Here is a 16,446-nt window from a genome sequence, read left to right as displayed (position 1 = left end):
TACTGAGAATCCGCTATTAAGAAAAATATGACCCATTGCCCAAAAGAGTTAAATAGATTATCTAATTACAGCTATCATGTTCATTTTCACAATCGTTGTACTAGTCTTATCGTACATCTCGAAGCTAAAAATACATAATAAATCTTATGTTAAATAGAGAATAGTTTTATAAAGGCTAATATGAAATCACGATATTCTTTCCCCTCCTTAGTTTTTAAATCCTGATAATTCAATGGGAGGAATTAAAAATGAGGGGGAAACAGAAGAAAAGAGTTTCGGTGAAGTTGTTGTAGAGATTAGAGGAATAAGAAATGGACAGTTTCCGTTGCAAATTTTAGAGAAGTTGTTGAAGCAAAGTGAGCATAGGCCGTCCTCTATTACCACAGATAAGCATTCTTCTTATCATACAACTATCGAAGAATTAAAAAGAGAAGGGTGTCTGGACGAAGGCGTCAAGCATAGGCAAGTTAAATACCTCAACAACATCCTTGAACAAGACCATCGGCGTATCAAATGCCGTACTCGACTCATGAGGCTTTCAATCGTTTAAGACGGCTAACCGAACGCTCAAGGGAGTTGAAGCTATGGTCATGATGCTCAAAGAGCAAACAATTTATCTAACAAAAAGCTTTCAAGATCAGGTTTAGCTTTTCAATCGGCTTTTTAATGTTTACACCTAAATTCTGCCCAATTCATGGCCGATTGAAATCTTAAATCACCTCATTCCGAAGTTGCAACGGAACCAAAAAAGCCGTTCTAAAGGCCACCTTTACTTTAAAAACTTATTTAAGCCACAAAGCCACTTGGTTATATAAGATTTGAATAATCTTATTTATTACGTTGGTCTCTAAACTTCAACACATCCTCTAAAAATGATTGTAAAACTCTTTCATTCTTAAAAAGGATAGATTCATAAGGCTCATCGCAATTGTTTGTTCGTGAATACACTAAAGCCTTTTCTTGAGATTCGGGGAGTAAATAAGCATCAACAAAACCACTCCCCCTAAATCTTATAATATTTTTATGTTTGAGATTAAAATATTTTACATATTGTTCAAGAACTGAACAAAGTGGCCAAAGATTAATTCTGATAGGAACTACGATAACAACTGCTAATCCATCTTGACTACCAATCCATCCTTCAAAATGATTCCATTTTTCCACTGGGCTATGGTATTCCACTTCTCTAGTAGGGGCAATATCATTAATATAATCAGCGATATCTTCTTCTATTTCTTTTGTAAGGTTGCTTGCTTTAATTAAATTCAGTTCATTATTTTCTATTTCACTACTAGTTGATACAGAGGAAAAAAATAATAAACAACCAATAATAATATATTTAAAACTCATGATTTTACTCCAATATTTGTTTAATATTATTATATATAAATATATAACACTGCTTCAGTAAATCGTACAACTCAAAGTTTGGATGGTCTCCAACTTTGATCATTTAACCTTAGCGGCATGACCCCCAACTTTTGAATGATCTCGAGTTACGCCAAGGGTCCTCATACGCTCTACCATTATCATATCATCTGGATCACCAAATGCGGAAATGTTACTAATGATATCATTAACAATTATATCAACCAGCATTTCAAAGCTTTTAAAAACAATAATGAAGATAACTTGTCTTTAGACTGATACCGGCTTCCAGCCTAGATTTTCAACCTACCAGCCTCAGCTGGTAGTAGTTGGGATTCATGTCAGTAAAGTTCCGCTGCGAGAGGTTCTTGTTAATGCTATAGTGCATGCTAATTATGCCTTACCTGGTAGGATCTTCATTTCTATTTTTGAGTGATAAGATTCATCCACACCTCAATTATAGCAAGGGGTTACGTGGAATGTTCAAACTCAGATTGTGCATTTTTGGGGGTTCTGCAACACGACCCGTGTAAGAGGCCTTCTGTGAAAGCTTGAATACGGGCATGGCCAACACTGTGGCCAGTGGCATTGTCTATGGCAACTGGCGTGAGCAGTTGAAAGAAGCCGGCATCAATCTGGTCACCGATACCGCGGCTCACTTTGGCGCTGCCCAAATTGGTGGCAAGCGTTTGAAAGAAGTTGAGGCTGACCTCAAGGCCGGCAAGACGGATATCTTTAATTATGTTAAATGATGAGCAACATCATGTGACCATATCTCTTAAATTTAGAGAAAAAATATTACCTTGAAAAACCTTGGTTTTTCTCAATACCGCCGCGTTTCGGATAGTCTCGAATTCTCTCCAAATTTAACTTAGCTTGAAGAAAATTCAGTTTTTTGCAACAGGTCCCCCGCAACTATCTCGGGTTGGGACCAGATATCACTGGCCCAGACTTGGGAGCCCGGGGGATTAAAGTCTACAGATATTATTTTCTTTGTGGATTTTATTCTCCCATATCTTCAAGAGCCTTAAAGTAAGGTATATCACGTTTCGATATCTCCTCTAATTCTCTGCGATCAGGGTGACCCTCGGGGGGGAGGCCCTCTTTTTGAGCGGGGGTTAATTCTTTGAGAGGTTCGACCCGAGGTTGTACACGTGGGTATGATACGGATGTCTGTGTATTGGTATTGCCCCTCGATTCTGATTCCTTTTTGTCCTCTTCGGTTGCTAACACTGTTCCGAGGGCTAAGATTGTCATTATTGATGTCTTGAATGTATATATTTTATAATCCATTACAGATCTCCTTTTTGAAATTCGGTTTAAAATATACCAGAACAACAATACATTAATAATAAATTATACTTATATAAACGATAAAAATAAATTTTATTAATGTCGCAGGCCTCCCTACCCGTCATTTTTAAAAAAGCCTAAGGATGGAGCTAAAGCCAGCAGCCTAAGAAGAGTTGAGAGAGCGGTCTGCAACCCAGAAGATACTTGATATTGGAAGTTTTGCAGCCTCTACAGGTTGTATATAACAGCTGGGTGTGCAGGCGAATTTAACCATAGCCAACGATCCTATAAAACGTTCCTTCAAGTCGGTAAGAAGTTTTAACACGAAATTACCCTTATATACGAAGTATTTTATGGGTAATTCAAGCGGAGAGCAGCGCTAGGAGAAGCTTATATTAAAAAATTTATAGTAAAGCTTATGTTAAATAAGCGAGAAAGCATCTTAGTTGTCGCTTTAAAATTTTACTATAACAGATGATTCTAATCCAAAACTCTTATTTCCTAGTTACTAATTTTTGCTATACAATGGATTATAATGTAATGTATTGAAGATATAATATGGACTCTCTGAGCCTTTTTTAATTTCTTGTGAACATTATATAGGTAAAGCTTATGAATCTATTAAAAAACTATTTAATTATGGGTTATATGCTGGTCCCAGTATTTTCCAGTGAAATTCCTTCTCCTCTTCCGCCTCCCTTAAACATTAAGTGGGTTAGTCAAGATCAAGAAGACAGGAAATCTTTCTTACATAACTATGAGTTGGCCACTCGTTCTCATAATGCGGATGCCCAGTTTAATCTGGGATACTACTATGACGAAGGATGTATAGTAGCTTGTAATTTAGAGCAAGCTATTTATTGGTATACTCTGGCTGCAATTAATGGAAGTAGTAATGCTCAATTCAATCTTGCTCAATGTTACATGATCGGCCGAGGAGTAAGACCCAGTGTATCTCAGGCGGCTTGTTTATTCAAACTGGCTACAGAAGCGGGTGACCTTGAGGCCTCGTATCGTTATGCTAACCTGCTGCTAATGGGAGAAAAGGTAGGAGTGGCTAAAGATGAAGCTGAAGGACTTCGCCTGTTAAGAGAGGCGAGTAGTAAAGGCCATGCAGAAGCGCAAAATAGACTTGGGTTATATCTGATAAGGAAAGGACCAGAAACTCTTAATGAAGGGATGGAATGGTTAAGGCAAGCAGCAAAGAATGGAGCTATTTGGGCAGAATATAATTTGAAAAAGCTTGCCGATGAAAGTTCCGATCAAGCTGCCAAAGATATTAAAGAGGCTACCCCTTAGCTTACTGCAAATCTTAGAAGATCCGCATAATTACCCTGATCAGCTTCCCTTAGGCACCGAATATATTCTTGTCGTGTTTCAGAGGCTTGTACGAGGCTGATTCTTCCCCAAGACAATCTTTTATTTTTGAGACTACATAGGGTTGATAGTATCTCTGATACGCATGATAGTTTGTCGACTTGTGTTAAAGTTTCTTGCAATAGCTGCAATAGTTCTGCCTTCTTGTAATTGCTGTATAGTTTGCTTTGCTTGTAATTCTGAGAGAATTCTGGGGCGACCGAGAGTTTTGCCCTTTGATTTGGCTCTAGCAAGGCCGGCTTGTGTGCGTTCAATTAACAGATCTCGCTCGAATTGAGCAACCGCATTAATTACTCCCATAGTCATTTTTCCTGCTGAACTGGTTAGATCCACCCCTCCAAGTGCTAGACAGTGAACTTTGATTCCTACTTTTTCAAGCTTAGCAACAGTGGTACTTACATCAATAGCATCTCGTCCCAGTCGATCGAGCTTAGTGACTACTAAGATATCTCTCTTTTCCATTTTATCTAACAAACGCCTAAACCCTTTACGCCGTGAAATGTGCATGGATCCGGATATAGTTTCAGTAATTATTCGGTGTGGCTCAATAACAAACCCAGCTTCTTGAATTTCTTTTATCTGGTTGTTAGGATTTTGTTCCATGGTGGAAACACGAGCATAAGCAAAAGTACGGGGCATAATGTGGTATAAAGCGTATTAAAAAGGATGTCCTAAATGTTTCATATGTACTAATGTGCGTCAATGTAATTTTTGGACAGGCAAGCAAGATATGTCCAAAACCGTTCGATTTTGAACACCTATAATCCTTCTCATTAGGGGATATAGTTTAGGCCAAGAATGCAAATATTGACCACACAGGAACAGGAGAATTTTAATAAACCCCCATTATTTGATCACATACAGCGAAAACAGTTTTTTGATTTTCCAAAGAAATTATTGGATTTAGCGCGTAGCTACGAAATCCAACCAATCAGATAGGTTTCTTATTGTTGTGCGGATATTTCAGAGCAGCGAGATGATTCTTCTTACCACAAGATTTTTACGAGAGGGATATTGCCGTCGTAGCAAATATACTTAACTGTTCTGTTTGTAAGTTTATCACATATGCTTATAAAAAGGTAAGTAGGATAAGGCATCAGCAAATCATAGTTGAACACTATGGGTTTCAATCATTTAATAAAACTTCCAAAGCCATGATTAAGCATGAGATCGACGCGATGTCATCGCACTATTTGAAACCCAAATTAATCTTTGATAGATGCAGCGACATCCTGATCCAAAAGCGCATCACACTTCCGGAATCAGGGACGATATGTGAATTGATACGTCAATCGCTACAATTCCATAAACAGGCTCTGATGTCGCGAATGAGTAATAAGCTAGCTCCTGAAACATCGGTACTTTTGGATTCTTTGTTTACGCGAGATTACGGAGAACAAAGCTACCGACTAACATTATTGAAAAGACTATCCCAATCTACAAAACCCGCCAAAGTTCGGGAATGCATAGCAGATTTTCATGTCATTGAAGAACTGTACAGAAAATTGTCTGATGCATTAAACATACTTCAATTAGGGCACGCGGGGGTTCGCTATTATGCCGGTAGTGTGATGTTGTCAAAAGTGATATCCACTCTACGGATACACATGGTTATAGTGAAGCTATTTTCGGCATGACTCATATGCTTGGGTTTTCCTTTGCTCCACGGCTGAAAGGATTGCAGAATAAGCAGCTCTATATATTTAAACATCACAGCAAAGAGGAGCGAAAAGATTGGACAATTGTGCCAGACCATTACGTTAATGAGAAACTGCTTCACCAGAACTGGGATGATTTCTTGCGTTTAGTCACCACCATCAAACTAAAGGAAAATAGCGCATCTGATATATTCAGGCGACTTAATTCCTATTCCAAGCCACAGACTCTGTACCAGACAATCAAAGCTTTTGGTCAGATTATAAAATCCTTATTCATCCTCCGTTATCTGGATGAAATAGAATTACGGAAGGCAATTGAGAAACAGCTAAACAAGGTAGAGTTATCCAATCGTTTCACCCGTGCCGTAGCCATTGGCAGCCCACGCGAATTTACGCAGGCCGAGAAAGAAGAGCAGGAAGTTGCTGAAGCATGCAATCGTCTGATCAGAAATTGTATTATCTGTTGGAATTACCTCTATCTTACCCATAAGCTGGAAAGAATGATCGACGAGGAGGAAAAAGAGCAATTACTCAATATTATTTACAGCCATTCTATTATGACATGGGCGCATATCAACATGCTTGGTGAATACGATTTCTCTGAAGAAAAACGTAAAGATTCTGTAGGAATTTTACCCCCCGAAAATGGCCGCATGAATCTATCTAAAAACGGGGGGCATAAAATCACGGCAAAGCCTCTTAATAATTATGGACCCAATTTTGCGTCAGTATAAATTATGACCCTTTTTCCATTAGTTTGAGCCCTTTGAATAGCTTGAGAGATTTGATGGCTCTGTATTGCTTTAATACTTATTTGAGGAGATATAATTGTCACTTCTTTTCGCGCAGATAAAAGTGCTGTTTTAAGGAAATCAACATGTTGAGGTGCAGTGTGTAAAAAGATTAAGGAACATTGCCCTCCCCGTTCACCAAGCTTAAATCCTTCACCTTCCTCCATCGTATGGCTAGAGATAGGAAATAAGATCAAAGAAGCAATAGAAACAGATTTGCACAAAGTATAAAGTTTTCTGCTAAAGCCTACGGTTTGTAGATAGTAAAGCAAAATAATCTCCTCACTGATTTTCTAAATTTTCTCATTATTTTATGGTATAAGGGTGAATTTATTATCTAAAAAAATTAATTATTAACTTTGGATTTATGTAAAAGCTTAAGTATTATATTAAAATTTTTTGATTACCGTCTAGAAGTTGGATTCTTCTTTGGTTGCAAACGTATTAAATTGAGCTTGAAATTGAGAAATTGTCTCAATTATTTTCAGAAAATCTGGAATCCCTTCAAAAATCATCAGGTTCATTTTTTGGTAATCTACTTTTAATTTAGCTAGCAGTGCTTCATGGGGAACAATATTAAGCGTCCCCGGCACAGCTGTTTCGTAGTGAGCCCAAGAAGAGCGAAAAAACTTTGCTTTGTTATCAATTACATCATAGAGGATCTCTAAATCTGATAAAGCTTTCTTTGGGATATCCGTCTGGAGCAATTGATAAACATCATAGTAATGCCTCGAAATTCTATCTCCCAGCTTCTTGTCAGAGGGCCGATTATTTTCTGCATGCAATAATGTGATCTTTTCCCAGAACGTCCTAATAGGGGAGAGTGTTCTTATTAGAATGGCCTCTTTTTCTAAAATATTGGAGAACACCTCTTCAATGTATGCTGTAATTTCCATATCTTCAGAGGGATAAATCTCGCCACGGACACCCATTTCAATAAGAACTGATTTCTTCACATAAGGATACTCCTTAAGAACCAGAGCTGATGGATAATAAAATCTCAAATTCTTTGCTTCCAATTCCTCTTTTTCTAGGGCCCAGTGAGCCTGGCTAGGTAGATTATCGCTAATGACCTTGCTTAATCTAGGCAATATGTCGTGATGTATAAACACTGTAGCCTTTTCATCCGTGATATCTAGCAACTTCTGGAACTGCTTTCGGGATAAGGTAGTGTCTTCCTGATTTTTTATGAAAAGAGATTTATCGATTGTAATATCGCAATCTTCTGAAAATCGTTTAATAACTCCAAAACACTTGGAGAGAGAAGTTCCTCCCTTAAAAGTTAGGAAGGAAGCAATATTAATACTGAACAGTCTTCTTAAGACCCAACAAACCCAATAATCCTTCTCAATAAGAAGAGGAGAAATCTTTTTATGCTCTGCCGTGCGCAGTATTATTTCTTGTTGTTCTGCAATAGACAAACTAGTGAAGCGTGGCAATTTCTTGAATCCGATCAATTTGGGGGCCAATATTTCTGAAAGTTTTATTTTTAATCTCTTGCAAGTCATTGAGATCTTGTATAGTCAATCTGGCAGCAATTTTCTGGAGAGTTTTATCGTCTCTAGTTGATCCTATATAGCGGAGGGCTTGCAGAATAATACCGATAGGTTTGCTTGCGCCAGCAATTGCTTTGGGAGATTTATGAATAAAATAGATATCTATTCCGCACACATTAATATGGTGGGTCTTTCCATCTGTTAAATAGACAAGTTTAGAAGGAACTTGCGTCGTAATTCCTAATACATTAGCTGCATTCAAAGGGTCAAGGACAAAAAGTTGCCCCATCTTCCGCGCATACGCAGAGATTATCTGATCTATATTTGGTTTTAGATCACCTAATATAGGGCTTTTTCTCGGCCGATCATAAAGGCCATATCCAATTTTCCTGATAGAACCTTGAGAGGAAAGTCGGTGAAATATGACATCAATGTTACCTAAGGTTCCTAGATCAGCAAAATCATTCGCACAAAATACTGAACCTAGAGGAAGTTGGCTAATGATTCCTTTTATCTGCCGAGCAACACTCATTAACTATCTCCTTTGTAATTAAAAATAGTACTTTTACTTACAAAAAACAATACCTAAAGAAAAATTTTTTCTGTTGTGGTAGTCTAAAGATAGGAAGTAAAGCCGACATATTTGCTTAACAAACACATAAATAATTGCAAAATTTAAGACTTGCTCTGACAGCTACTCATTTTGGAGCTATGCCTTAATAACTGAGTGAATAATAAATTAATTATTACACTGACATAAGGGGCTTCTACTTCTAGTTTAGATATTCTGAATGAGATATACAGAAAAAAGTTAAAAACAAGAAATAATTATGAACATATTATTAACATTCTATGCATTATGTTTAGCACTTTTACCATCCGTAGAAGCAGCCGAAGAATCTGTTATGTATTGTGAAGTATACCAAACATACTCTGAGAGAAAGGCCTTTAAAAAGGTTATAGAAAATCCAGAATCTTTAAAGAATCTAAAGTTAAAGATATATCAAGATGAGGAGACCAATCAAGAGGTAGAATTTTCTTCAGAGGCGGCTTTATATAAGTATCTAGGCTCTAAGGTAAATAAAAAAGCAGACTTCCCCCAAGATGCTGCTACCATTCTACAAATAATAAAAGGTTTATCCCCAGCAAGTGGTAATGGACAATATAATCATTTATGTTCGACATTATACCTTATATATCAAGAATGCACTGGAAATACGCGTAGGACAAGAATTAGCGAATCTCCTCTATATGCAAAATGGAAGGAAGGAAAATTAAAATTTGACGACGAAGGAAACTTAGTTCAAGCAAAGAAAGTTGTTTTTTATACAAAAATTAATTCCCAGATTTCAAATACGGATCGGATAGCTTACTTTACTCGACATCGGTCTGTTCTTTATGGAGAACCAGATATTTTTCCTATCACATGTACAGGTGAGAAATCTGACGTCACTGGTAAGTGTTGGGTGTGTAAAAATGGAGATACAGATCATACAAAAAATTGTGGGCATACCGAACCCAGTGCTCTTTATCACATTAAAGACGCTTTTTTTGATAAGCTTGTGCCTCAACCAGAAGAAAATGAGAGTGAAGATGAGGGGGAAAATGGGAGTAAAACAGAAATAAAGGTTCTTAGTTGTGGTATTCGTTTTTTTTCCTGGTATCAACCATGTTCTCACTGTATTAAAGATCTCATCAAACAGAAAGGTGAAATAACAGTAAAGGGGACGACAATACCGAAAAACATTATATTTTATTTTCACAATACGTATGTGCTGGGCAAAGTAAAAATTAATAAGAAGGAATATAATTTGTCTAGTTATGCGACTAATTATCTTTATGAAGGATATCTTCGGGATGACAATATATACAATTCTCCAGCATCAGAAGAGGATACAGATGATCACCCGAAAACAGTTCTAAAAATTATTGAATTAAAAAAAATTATTAATCTAAGAAAGACACTGCCTATTATTTTAATAAAATCATCATTTTTAGAAGATAACGTAGAAAAATTTAAAATAGTAGTTAGCTAATCGTCCCTGAAGTAAGGATACATGTTGTAAATTTAATAAGAGGTTACAGTCCGATAGAAGGTTAACCTATAAATTGCTTGCTGGATTAGAACAAAAAGAACCCTTAAGTGATTAAGGATAAGGCGTATGTGCCCAATTGCTACTAGGATTGCATTAAGCTGATCTCCAAGCTGGGCTTTGAGATAATTTTGGCCAAACTTGGCCTCACTTTTCATATGGCCAATATGCGATTCAATGGCACTGCACCTTTTTAGTCGAGTAGCCACCCAAGATTACTCTTGGGCAGCCCTCTAAGAACCGTGCGGGCCACTTTCATGGCACACGGCTCAAGCCCTCATAAGGCTGAATGATTTTCAGCCCGGTCAGCTCAGTGTCGTAACTGAGTTTACGGCGGCGTTGCTTTTCCAATTCTCTCTTTGCAAAGTAATCCTTGTAAAAAGGGTCAAAAGGATTAGATTTTGCGACAATTTTAATGTGACGGCGAATCTTGGTGTCTATTGCACGCTTCAGAAAGAGGGTTTGCTTCTTCCCTTCTTTATCCTTTATCAAGCAATAGAAACGCCAATTATCACCTTTATGGCTCTTCCAGTAGTGTTTTATAATCCACTTTATGCCTTTTCGGGAGTGCGTTTTGAGTGCCCACCGTTTAAGGGCTTGGAAGAGTTCATGGTCGATTTGAGTGAAGACTTTCGATGACACGATGCGGTAATAGATTGTCCATCCCATTATCTTTTCATTTAACGCATGGATTAGCCTATCTGTTGGCAATGCTGCCCCCTTGCGGATAAAGATTTTGATTTCTTTTAGAAATCTCTTGATATTTGTCTTTGAGGGTTTGGTGAGGACTTTGCCATTCTTGTATTTTCGTATTGTAAATCCAAGAAAGTCAAATCCCTTTCCAATTGGTGTAATCTTTGTCTTCTCTGTCGATAACTCAAGTCCAACAGTTTTCAGGAATTCTGCCAGTTTTGACATCACTTCGTTTTGAAGAAGCTCTGCTGAAGCCGCTGTGACGATGAAGTCATCAGCGAAGGAAACGATATTAATTTTCTTGGCTTTTCTTTGGTAATCGCTTGTTGGGCTGAGTTTGTTTTCCAAACCAGCTAGAGTTAGAACCGTGAGTGCGGGAGAAATCACCGATCCTTGTGGAGTTCCTTTCGTTGTTGGGTTGAGGTGACCATTTTCCATGAAGCCTGCTTTGAGAAATTTCCTGAGGATCTGTTTGTCCATAGAAATGTTTGCAAGAAGCCAATCATGATTGATTTGACCAAAGCAATCCTGAATATCGCCTTCGAGCACAAATGTCGCTGATTTTGCTCTTCCCAGTGCGTTAAGGCATTGTTCAATCGCATCATGAGTCGACCCCTTTATACGGAAACCGTAGGCATTCGGATCGGCTCGTTTTTCGACAATGAGTTCTATGGCGAAGAGGGGTAGGGCCTGCATCGCTCGACATTTCAAGGTTGGAATGGAAAGCGGTCTTTGGCCTTTTCCTGATTTCTTCGAGATATAAATGCGTCTTAGCGGTTGGGCTTTGTAGCCTTTGCGTTTGAGACTCTTTACAGTTTGCATTTTCTGCAGATCAGTGTTCCAGGTCACATTATCAATGCCAGGCGTTTTAGCGCCCGCGCTGCTTGTGACTCGCTTTACGGCTAAACATTTACCGTAAAACGAGGTGGTCAGGAGCCGTTGCAAGGCTTTCACCTTGCCTTTTCTTCCTTCCCTTTCTACCTTAGCGATACGCACTTGGAATCGAAAGACAGAAGCTTTGATCGGGTCCCAATTTAATGTGGACCATGATTTATCGGCTTTTGTTGAAAGGGCACCAGTCGATTGTGTCGCTGTCATTTGCGTTCTTTCATAAGTTTGATTCTCCAAATTCTCTCACCATTGAGGACCTGCTCGAAGTGGGCTCACTTTCGTGCCGGGTGACGTTTAACCCCTTATCCCCTTCATTACAAAGAGGCCTTTGCTTTCTCGAGCATCCTTTACCGGCAAAACCATAGGTCTTTCTTACGATTGACTGTCCTCCCTTGTTAAAAGAGAAGTTCTACCGGCTTATCACGTTTCGCCATAAGAGCATGCTGACTTAGCCGCCTGCTAGAGACCGGGAAACCTTAACGGCTGCGAAGAAGCTTACCCCTTCACTTCTTCCGGTTTCCTATACAAGGGGCTCAGCCATTACCCTTGTTGCAAATCACGGTCTTTTGTCACAGGTTCAGATACCTTCGGCATATCAGCTACCTAGCGCTCACCTAGTTTCGGCTACCAGGAGGATCCTTGGCTCGCGCTTTGAATCCCGCATTTACATGCTTCGCTGCGTTGTCCGATCCGCTCTTGATTCAGGATCGTAGGTTCATCCAGCAGCATCGATGGTGGTATTTTCTTAAAGTTAAGAGCACCACAGCTCTTATTGGCGACTTCGTGTCGCACGGGGTCGTTTGCGGGAAAGTGCAGAAATTAGGGTTTGTGTGTAGATGTGCGTACTTTTGAGATTGTAGATCGTGAACATCCGAAAATATTCACAATATCGGTATAGCTTTTACCTGCGTTCAAAAGTGCGGCAATACTTTCCTGTCGTTTAGGGTTAGCAGTGCGCCCTTTATATTTGCCATTCATCTTAGCTCTGGCGATGCCTTCTGACTATCTGCGCCGCCGATCTTCATAATCCTTTCGGGCGACAGCTGCCAGCACATCCAGCATCATGCTGTTAATAGTGGTGAGCATCCGTTACGTAAATTCATCGCTTCTGGTATTGATAAACTGATGAGAGGTTTGCAAATCAAAGGCTACTACAATAATGCCCTTACCGGTAATCTGTGATTTCAATAGTTCCCAGTCTTGGCTATTGAGGCGGCTGGTACGGTCAACCTGTTCGACCAGAAGGATGTCTCCGCGTTGCGCGATATCTAGTAAGCGAAAGAGTTCAGGCCTTTTCAATGGTGCCCGCTTTCATTTTCAATGAACCAGCCGCTGATTACCGAATTGGCATCAGCAACAAATGATTCCAGTGCTTGTTTTGCGCGCTTGGCATCCTGCTCATTCGATACTGTATATATGGTTTTCTAAAACCAGTACAGTATAAATGGTATTATGGATAATAAAAACACCTTTATTGCCGGTACTCCTAATGTACACCCTAAAAATAATATTTTTCTGCTCTAGTATTTACTGATAATGTGTCCCTAACCTAATAACTTTCACAGCTTTAAGACTATCTTCTACTTGATAAATAAGACGATGCTGAATATTGATTCGTCGCGAATAGGCCCCTCTAAGATCACCTACCAGCTTCTCGTAAGGAGGGGGATTCTGATAAGGGTTTTCCTTTATTACTTCCAAAAGAAGTAAGGCTTTTTCTTTTAAGCCTGCCTGTTTTATCTTCTTGGCATCTTTTTGGGCTTGCTTGGTAAAGTGAAGAGTATACACGTAAACCTTACCACTTTAATTCTTTAGAAGTTTCTTCAATGGGTATCTTAAGTCCTTCTTGTATTGATTCCCGCATAGAAGGAATGGATATGAGGAATAAGGTTTCTTGAATAGAGCGCCAATCATCTTCTGCAATTAATATAGCGTTATTTCTTTTCCCTTTAATAAGGGTGGGCTGATGACTCATATTCGTTTCATCAATAAGACGGTAAAGGTTGGCTCTAGCTTCGCTTACTGTTAAAGTTGTCATTTACTTATTCCTCTTAATATAATTCTTATATTTTATAATATAGGTACGTTATTTCGTACGTCAAGGATCTTATTAGCTTTTATTCAACATCTAAACCCTAATTCCTGCACTTTCCCGCACACCACCTCATCTATTGGCTTTCTTTGTTTTAAAAACAACTATGTTTTTCTATTCATCTAGGCAGTTGTTTTTAGCTACCTCATTTTATTAAATATAATATCATACTATATAATATTATACTGAGAATGAGATTTGGTAGTATCAGAGGTTAACCATAATTATAGCTTAGAAGTTTGTATGCTTACTTATAGAAGACAAATTCTATAGATAAAAGATTTCATGAATTAAAAAGAATGTGGATAACTAAAATTATCCACGCATATTTAGACAATACAAGCTCTTGAAGTTGGCAGTTTTAGCGGGTTACAGGACATCCCTTGTATTTACTATTTATTAACTATTATAACTTGTAATTGGAAAAGCTTGACGGTGGATAACTAAGAACTTAGACCTTGCCATCTCATCTTCTCAGATAGAAGGCACCCAATCCTCTTTATCTGACTCCCTCTTATTGGAAAACCAAGAAATTCCTGGCAATCCAATTGAATTTATATTCCTGAACAGTTCGAGCATTTGTTCAAAATGATAAACACATACCCCTCATTAAATGTTTAAATTTATGCTACAGGCAAAAAATTCTCTTTTAATCTCTTGAAAATTATAAAGGCGTACTTATAACAAGGAGGTCTGCTTTGCAGGGCTTCTTGTTATATAGGTTTAAAATGCTTAAAAAGTATCTCTATAAATGCCTCATCGTCTTATCTTTGTTTACCCTCTCAATAAGTCTTAGTCTGAGCAATGAAAATACTGAACAGGAAACTTCTGCCTCCAAACGGCCTCACGAGGAAACGGTAGTACCATCAGATAGCCAAGCTAAGAAACCAGAAGAACCTATCCTTACGAAAAGACCAAGAATTGAAAGTGAAGAAGAAAGAGAAGCTTCAGAGGACGAGGAAGAGGAGCCGAAGAGCCCAATAACTCCCCTTCGAGAAACTCTCATTGAAGAATCAGCTGGTATTGGGACTTGGGTAGGTGATGAAAAGAGAGGCATAGAAACCTTTAGACTCTCTTATAAAGGTGTATTGCTTTCCAAGGAAATTAAAGATTGGCACTTAGCTATGGGTAGACAAATAGAGGAGATTGTAACTCTCATAGGCCCCACCAAAGACTCCACTAACTATATTCGGGCAAGAATTGACTTGGTATACAAGGTAGGAGAAACCTATGAGGCGACTGGTGCATCAATTCCTATATTATTTCTTAGTGGATATAATGATGCAAATGCAAAAAGAAAGGCATTAAGGCTTCAAAGGAATATATCTCATATTTCTCCAGATCCCTGTATTTCAATTAGCAGTTATTTTGGCTGGGAGAGTTTATGGAAAGAAAATTATAAGCCTATCCGAAAAAAATTGGAGCCCTTCTTTATTAAAGCTTCTGCTAAAGATCGTCTAAGCGACAAATTTTTACAAGCAGAACAAGAATCTCTGATGCATAGTAATGAGCACGCATTCCAGTTTTGGCTCCATAGTGAAGAACCTATATTACTCTATATAATGGGGCATCCTGCAAGGAAAGCTAATGGGGAAAGTTTATCTCCTACTTTCAGTGAAATAATGCATACTATTAAACTACCTAAAGATATTATTCCGGAATTATGTATATTAAGTATGGTCTCGCGCAATGATTGTTGTACCCATTGTAGACCACTTCTTTTTGAGGCTCTGGAACATAAAGACTTTTTAGATAAAAGCTTAACTGAAGGAGTAGGAATTAATGCGGATATCCTTTTAGGAAAAGTTTTATTATACTCTGCTCTTTACAGTTTTGGGATTAAAAGACCCACGAGGGGATATAGTGAGGAGCTTAATATAGAGGCTCCAGATACGCCCCTATTCTTGATGGCTGGAAATGCACCCACAAAAGAACAATAAAATTATAAGTTAGGAAATTAGGCAATGGAATATAAGACGCTAATAATAGGTTTAGTCGGTATGGTCGTGAAAGCGGGGTTAGTATTTAGTTTAGACGATATTGGTTCCCAATTAAAAGGACCTGAAGAAAATCGGGAAATTTCTAGAATGATATTAGAAAAAGCAGGGCCTAATGCCGACCTCAGCTCTTTGACTGAGGAAGAAAAACAGTGGCTTTATGAAACGGATATATTGGAATCAATAAAAGGTTCGGAGTTCCATGGAGATAGTGAGGCGCCAGATCGATCGGGTGATCTATATGAATTAGCTCTATTTTATGAGTATAAAGGATGTACTACTCTTGTAAATAAAACTCTTCTGGAAAAAGCAGAGCTCGATTTAAAGATGGGTTTAAAAGGAGACGAGGGTATGCTCAAGCTCTTTAAAGGAATGATAATCAATAAGAGGCTAGAGGATAATTTCTTTAGCAAAATTATAGAGCTTGCTGAAAAAGATATGCGTAATTATGTGAATGGCAAATATGCGCATTTGGTTGATCTTCCAGGATTTCAAGAACATGTAAAGATTCTTGCAGAGGCTTATAAAAATTCTCTTAAGGCAACACTTCAACTCAGAATGGTACACAATTGTTTCCCTAAATGCCTGGATAATGAAATAATCGCCGACATTCTTCATGAAAGAATAAAAAAAGAAATAGCCATCAGGCAGGACATCGGAAGTCCGTCCTAACATCGGAACAGGGTACCTTGAAACG

At 38.3% G+C, this 16,446-nt stretch carries 17 protein-coding genes and 3 pseudogenes; 8 read left to right on the top strand and 12 right to left on the bottom strand.

Translation table 11 applies throughout. The features are described from left to right. Nucleotides 1-232 precede the first annotated feature (232 nt). Entirely contained in the window at nucleotides 233-550 is a 318-nt protein-coding gene (locus HMO_RS15255) for a DDE-type integrase/transposase/recombinase (protein ID WP_010301972.1), read from the top strand. Nucleotides 551-828: 278 nt separating this feature from the next. On the opposite strand, the gene HMO_RS0109370 is transcribed toward HMO_RS15255, so the two are convergent. Together HMO_RS0109370 and HMO_RS17070 are read right to left on the bottom strand one after the other, a co-directional pair. Then, nucleotides 829-1,350 carry a hypothetical protein gene (locus tag HMO_RS0109370; protein ID WP_010301969.1) on the bottom strand — a complete coding sequence of 174 codons (522 nt, stop codon included), beginning with the start codon at nucleotides 1,348-1,350 and terminating at the stop codon, nucleotides 829-831. Nucleotides 1,351-1,449: 99 nt separating this feature from the next. Then, the gene (locus HMO_RS17070; RefSeq protein ID WP_010301967.1) at nucleotides 1,450-1,599 is read right to left on the bottom strand and encodes a hypothetical protein; all 150 of its coding nucleotides are present in this window, start codon (nucleotides 1,597-1,599) and stop codon (nucleotides 1,450-1,452) included. 332 nt (nucleotides 1,600-1,931) lie between these two features. Between HMO_RS17070 and HMO_RS0109360 the strand changes: the two genes are divergently transcribed. Continuing rightward, the gene (locus tag HMO_RS0109360; protein ID WP_010301963.1) at nucleotides 1,932-2,120 is read left to right on the top strand and encodes a hypothetical protein; all 189 of its coding nucleotides are present in this window, start codon (nucleotides 1,932-1,934) and stop codon (nucleotides 2,118-2,120) included. Between the two features lie 250 nt (nucleotides 2,121-2,370). Here HMO_RS0109360 and HMO_RS0109355 read toward each other — a convergent pair whose 3' ends face one another. Beyond that, nucleotides 2,371-2,625 carry a hypothetical protein gene (locus HMO_RS0109355; RefSeq protein WP_139016864.1) on the bottom strand — a complete coding sequence of 85 codons (255 nt, stop codon included), beginning with the start codon at nucleotides 2,623-2,625 and terminating at the stop codon, nucleotides 2,371-2,373. 648 nt (nucleotides 2,626-3,273) lie between these two features. Here HMO_RS0109355 and HMO_RS14575 point away from each other — a divergent pair. Continuing rightward, nucleotides 3,274-3,960: a tetratricopeptide repeat protein gene (locus HMO_RS14575; protein ID WP_010301956.1), complete on the top strand. Its 687-nt coding sequence runs from the start codon at nucleotides 3,274-3,276 to the stop codon at nucleotides 3,958-3,960. A 132-nt stretch (nucleotides 3,961-4,092) separates the two neighbouring features. Here the strand turns inward: HMO_RS14575 and HMO_RS0109345 are convergent, their stop codons facing one another. Then, the gene (locus HMO_RS0109345) at nucleotides 4,093-4,677 is read right to left on the bottom strand and encodes a recombinase family protein (RefSeq protein WP_010301953.1); all 585 of its coding nucleotides are present in this window, start codon (nucleotides 4,675-4,677) and stop codon (nucleotides 4,093-4,095) included. Between the two features lie 362 nt (nucleotides 4,678-5,039). Here HMO_RS0109345 and HMO_RS17680 point away from each other — a divergent pair. Beyond that, a pseudogene (locus tag HMO_RS17680) lies at nucleotides 5,040-5,675 on the top strand (DUF4158 domain-containing protein); the annotation flags it as partial. Beyond that, nucleotides 5,627-6,430: a Tn3 family transposase gene (locus HMO_RS14570; RefSeq protein ID WP_083821285.1), complete on the top strand. Its 804-nt coding sequence runs from the start codon at nucleotides 5,627-5,629 to the stop codon at nucleotides 6,428-6,430. The pseudogene HMO_RS17680 and the gene HMO_RS14570, both read left to right, overlap by 49 nt. A gap of 467 nt (nucleotides 6,431-6,897) precedes the next feature. Here HMO_RS14570 and HMO_RS14565 read toward each other — a convergent pair whose 3' ends face one another. After that, on the bottom strand, nucleotides 6,898-7,926 hold the full coding sequence (locus HMO_RS14565) for a nucleotidyl transferase AbiEii/AbiGii toxin family protein (RefSeq protein ID WP_175282109.1): 1,029 nt from the start codon (nucleotides 7,924-7,926) through the stop codon (nucleotides 6,898-6,900). Continuing rightward, nucleotides 7,910-8,515, bottom strand: a complete 606-nt coding sequence (locus tag HMO_RS0109320) for a DUF6088 family protein (RefSeq protein WP_010301945.1) — start codon at nucleotides 8,513-8,515, stop codon at nucleotides 7,910-7,912. The genes HMO_RS14565 and HMO_RS0109320 overlap by 17 nt, the downstream gene beginning before the upstream one ends. Before the next feature lie 298 nt (nucleotides 8,516-8,813). Between HMO_RS0109320 and HMO_RS0109315 the strand changes: the two genes are divergently transcribed. Then, the gene (locus tag HMO_RS0109315) at nucleotides 8,814-10,019 is read left to right on the top strand and encodes a hypothetical protein (RefSeq protein WP_010301941.1); all 1,206 of its coding nucleotides are present in this window, start codon (nucleotides 8,814-8,816) and stop codon (nucleotides 10,017-10,019) included. Between the two features lie 104 nt (nucleotides 10,020-10,123). Here HMO_RS0109315 and HMO_RS17365 read toward each other — a convergent pair. The 6 genes and pseudogenes from HMO_RS17365 to HMO_RS0109290 all read right to left on the bottom strand — a co-directional run. After that, nucleotides 10,124-10,273, bottom strand: a pseudogene (locus tag HMO_RS17365) (IS5/IS1182 family transposase); the annotation flags it as partial. 58 nt (nucleotides 10,274-10,331) lie between these two features. After that, nucleotides 10,332-11,867 (bottom strand): group II intron reverse transcriptase/maturase, encoded by a 1,536-nt coding sequence (gene ltrA / locus HMO_RS14560; protein WP_010301934.1) that lies wholly within the window; start codon nucleotides 11,865-11,867, stop codon nucleotides 10,332-10,334. A gap of 417 nt (nucleotides 11,868-12,284) precedes the next feature. Continuing rightward, nucleotides 12,285-12,452: a hypothetical protein gene (locus tag HMO_RS17065; protein WP_175282108.1), complete on the bottom strand. Its 168-nt coding sequence runs from the start codon at nucleotides 12,450-12,452 to the stop codon at nucleotides 12,285-12,287. Between the two features lie 27 nt (nucleotides 12,453-12,479). Then, a pseudogene (locus HMO_RS17675) lies at nucleotides 12,480-13,078 on the bottom strand (recombinase family protein). Nucleotides 13,079-13,187: 109 nt separating this feature from the next. Continuing rightward, a complete protein-coding gene (locus tag HMO_RS0109295) occupies nucleotides 13,188-13,448 on the bottom strand; it encodes a Txe/YoeB family addiction module toxin (protein ID WP_010301925.1) in 261 nt (86 codons plus the stop codon). Nucleotides 13,449-13,455: 7 nt separating this feature from the next. Next, nucleotides 13,456-13,698 (bottom strand): type II toxin-antitoxin system Phd/YefM family antitoxin, encoded by a 243-nt coding sequence (locus tag HMO_RS0109290; protein WP_010301922.1) that lies wholly within the window; start codon nucleotides 13,696-13,698, stop codon nucleotides 13,456-13,458. Between the two features lie 782 nt (nucleotides 13,699-14,480). On the opposite strand from HMO_RS0109290, the gene HMO_RS0109285 reads away from it, so the two are divergent. Further along, nucleotides 14,481-15,692, top strand: a complete 1,212-nt coding sequence (locus HMO_RS0109285; protein ID WP_245528671.1) for a hypothetical protein — start codon at nucleotides 14,481-14,483, stop codon at nucleotides 15,690-15,692. Between the two features lie 24 nt (nucleotides 15,693-15,716). Further along, nucleotides 15,717-16,421 (top strand): hypothetical protein, encoded by a 705-nt coding sequence (locus HMO_RS0109280; protein ID WP_010301916.1) that lies wholly within the window; start codon nucleotides 15,717-15,719, stop codon nucleotides 16,419-16,421. Nucleotides 16,422-16,446 lie beyond the last annotated feature (25 nt).

The sequence above is a fragment of the Candidatus Odyssella thessalonicensis L13 genome, from assembly GCF_000190415.1.
Classification (GTDB): domain Bacteria; phylum Pseudomonadota; class Alphaproteobacteria; order Paracaedibacterales; family Paracaedibacteraceae; genus Paracaedibacter; species Paracaedibacter thessalonicensis.
The sequence above is the reverse complement of the archived record's forward strand: the minus strand, read 5'-3'. Positions and strand labels throughout refer to the sequence as shown.

Bases quoted from the DNA above. Each gene is read 5' to 3' on its own strand.
- ltrA (WP_010301934.1), bottom strand. From the start codon at position 11,867: ATGACAGCGACACAATCGACTGGTGCCCTTTCAACAAAAGCCGATAAA.
- HMO_RS15255 (WP_010301972.1), top strand. From the start codon at position 233: ATGGGAGGAATTAAAAATGAGGGGGAAACAGAAGAAAAGAGTTTCGGT.
- HMO_RS0109345 (WP_010301953.1), bottom strand. From the start codon at position 4,677: ATGCCCCGTACTTTTGCTTATGCTCGTGTTTCCACCATGGAACAAAAT.
- HMO_RS0109280 (WP_010301916.1), top strand. From the start codon at position 15,717: ATGGAATATAAGACGCTAATAATAGGTTTAGTCGGTATGGTCGTGAAA.
- HMO_RS14575 (WP_010301956.1), top strand. From the start codon at position 3,274: ATGAATCTATTAAAAAACTATTTAATTATGGGTTATATGCTGGTCCCA.
- HMO_RS0109290 (WP_010301922.1), bottom strand. From the start codon at position 13,698: ATGACAACTTTAACAGTAAGCGAAGCTAGAGCCAACCTTTACCGTCTT.
- HMO_RS0109320 (WP_010301945.1), bottom strand. From the start codon at position 8,515: ATGAGTGTTGCTCGGCAGATAAAAGGAATCATTAGCCAACTTCCTCTA.
- HMO_RS0109360 (WP_010301963.1), top strand. From the start codon at position 1,932: ATGGCCAACACTGTGGCCAGTGGCATTGTCTATGGCAACTGGCGTGAG.
- HMO_RS0109315 (WP_010301941.1), top strand. From the start codon at position 8,814: ATGAACATATTATTAACATTCTATGCATTATGTTTAGCACTTTTACCA.
- HMO_RS0109370 (WP_010301969.1), bottom strand. From the start codon at position 1,350: ATGAGTTTTAAATATATTATTATTGGTTGTTTATTATTTTTTTCCTCT.
- HMO_RS17070 (WP_010301967.1), bottom strand. From the start codon at position 1,599: ATGCTGGTTGATATAATTGTTAATGATATCATTAGTAACATTTCCGCA.
- HMO_RS0109355 (WP_139016864.1), bottom strand. From the start codon at position 2,625: ATGACAATCTTAGCCCTCGGAACAGTGTTAGCAACCGAAGAGGACAAA.
- HMO_RS0109285 (WP_245528671.1), top strand. From the start codon at position 14,481: ATGCTTAAAAAGTATCTCTATAAATGCCTCATCGTCTTATCTTTGTTT.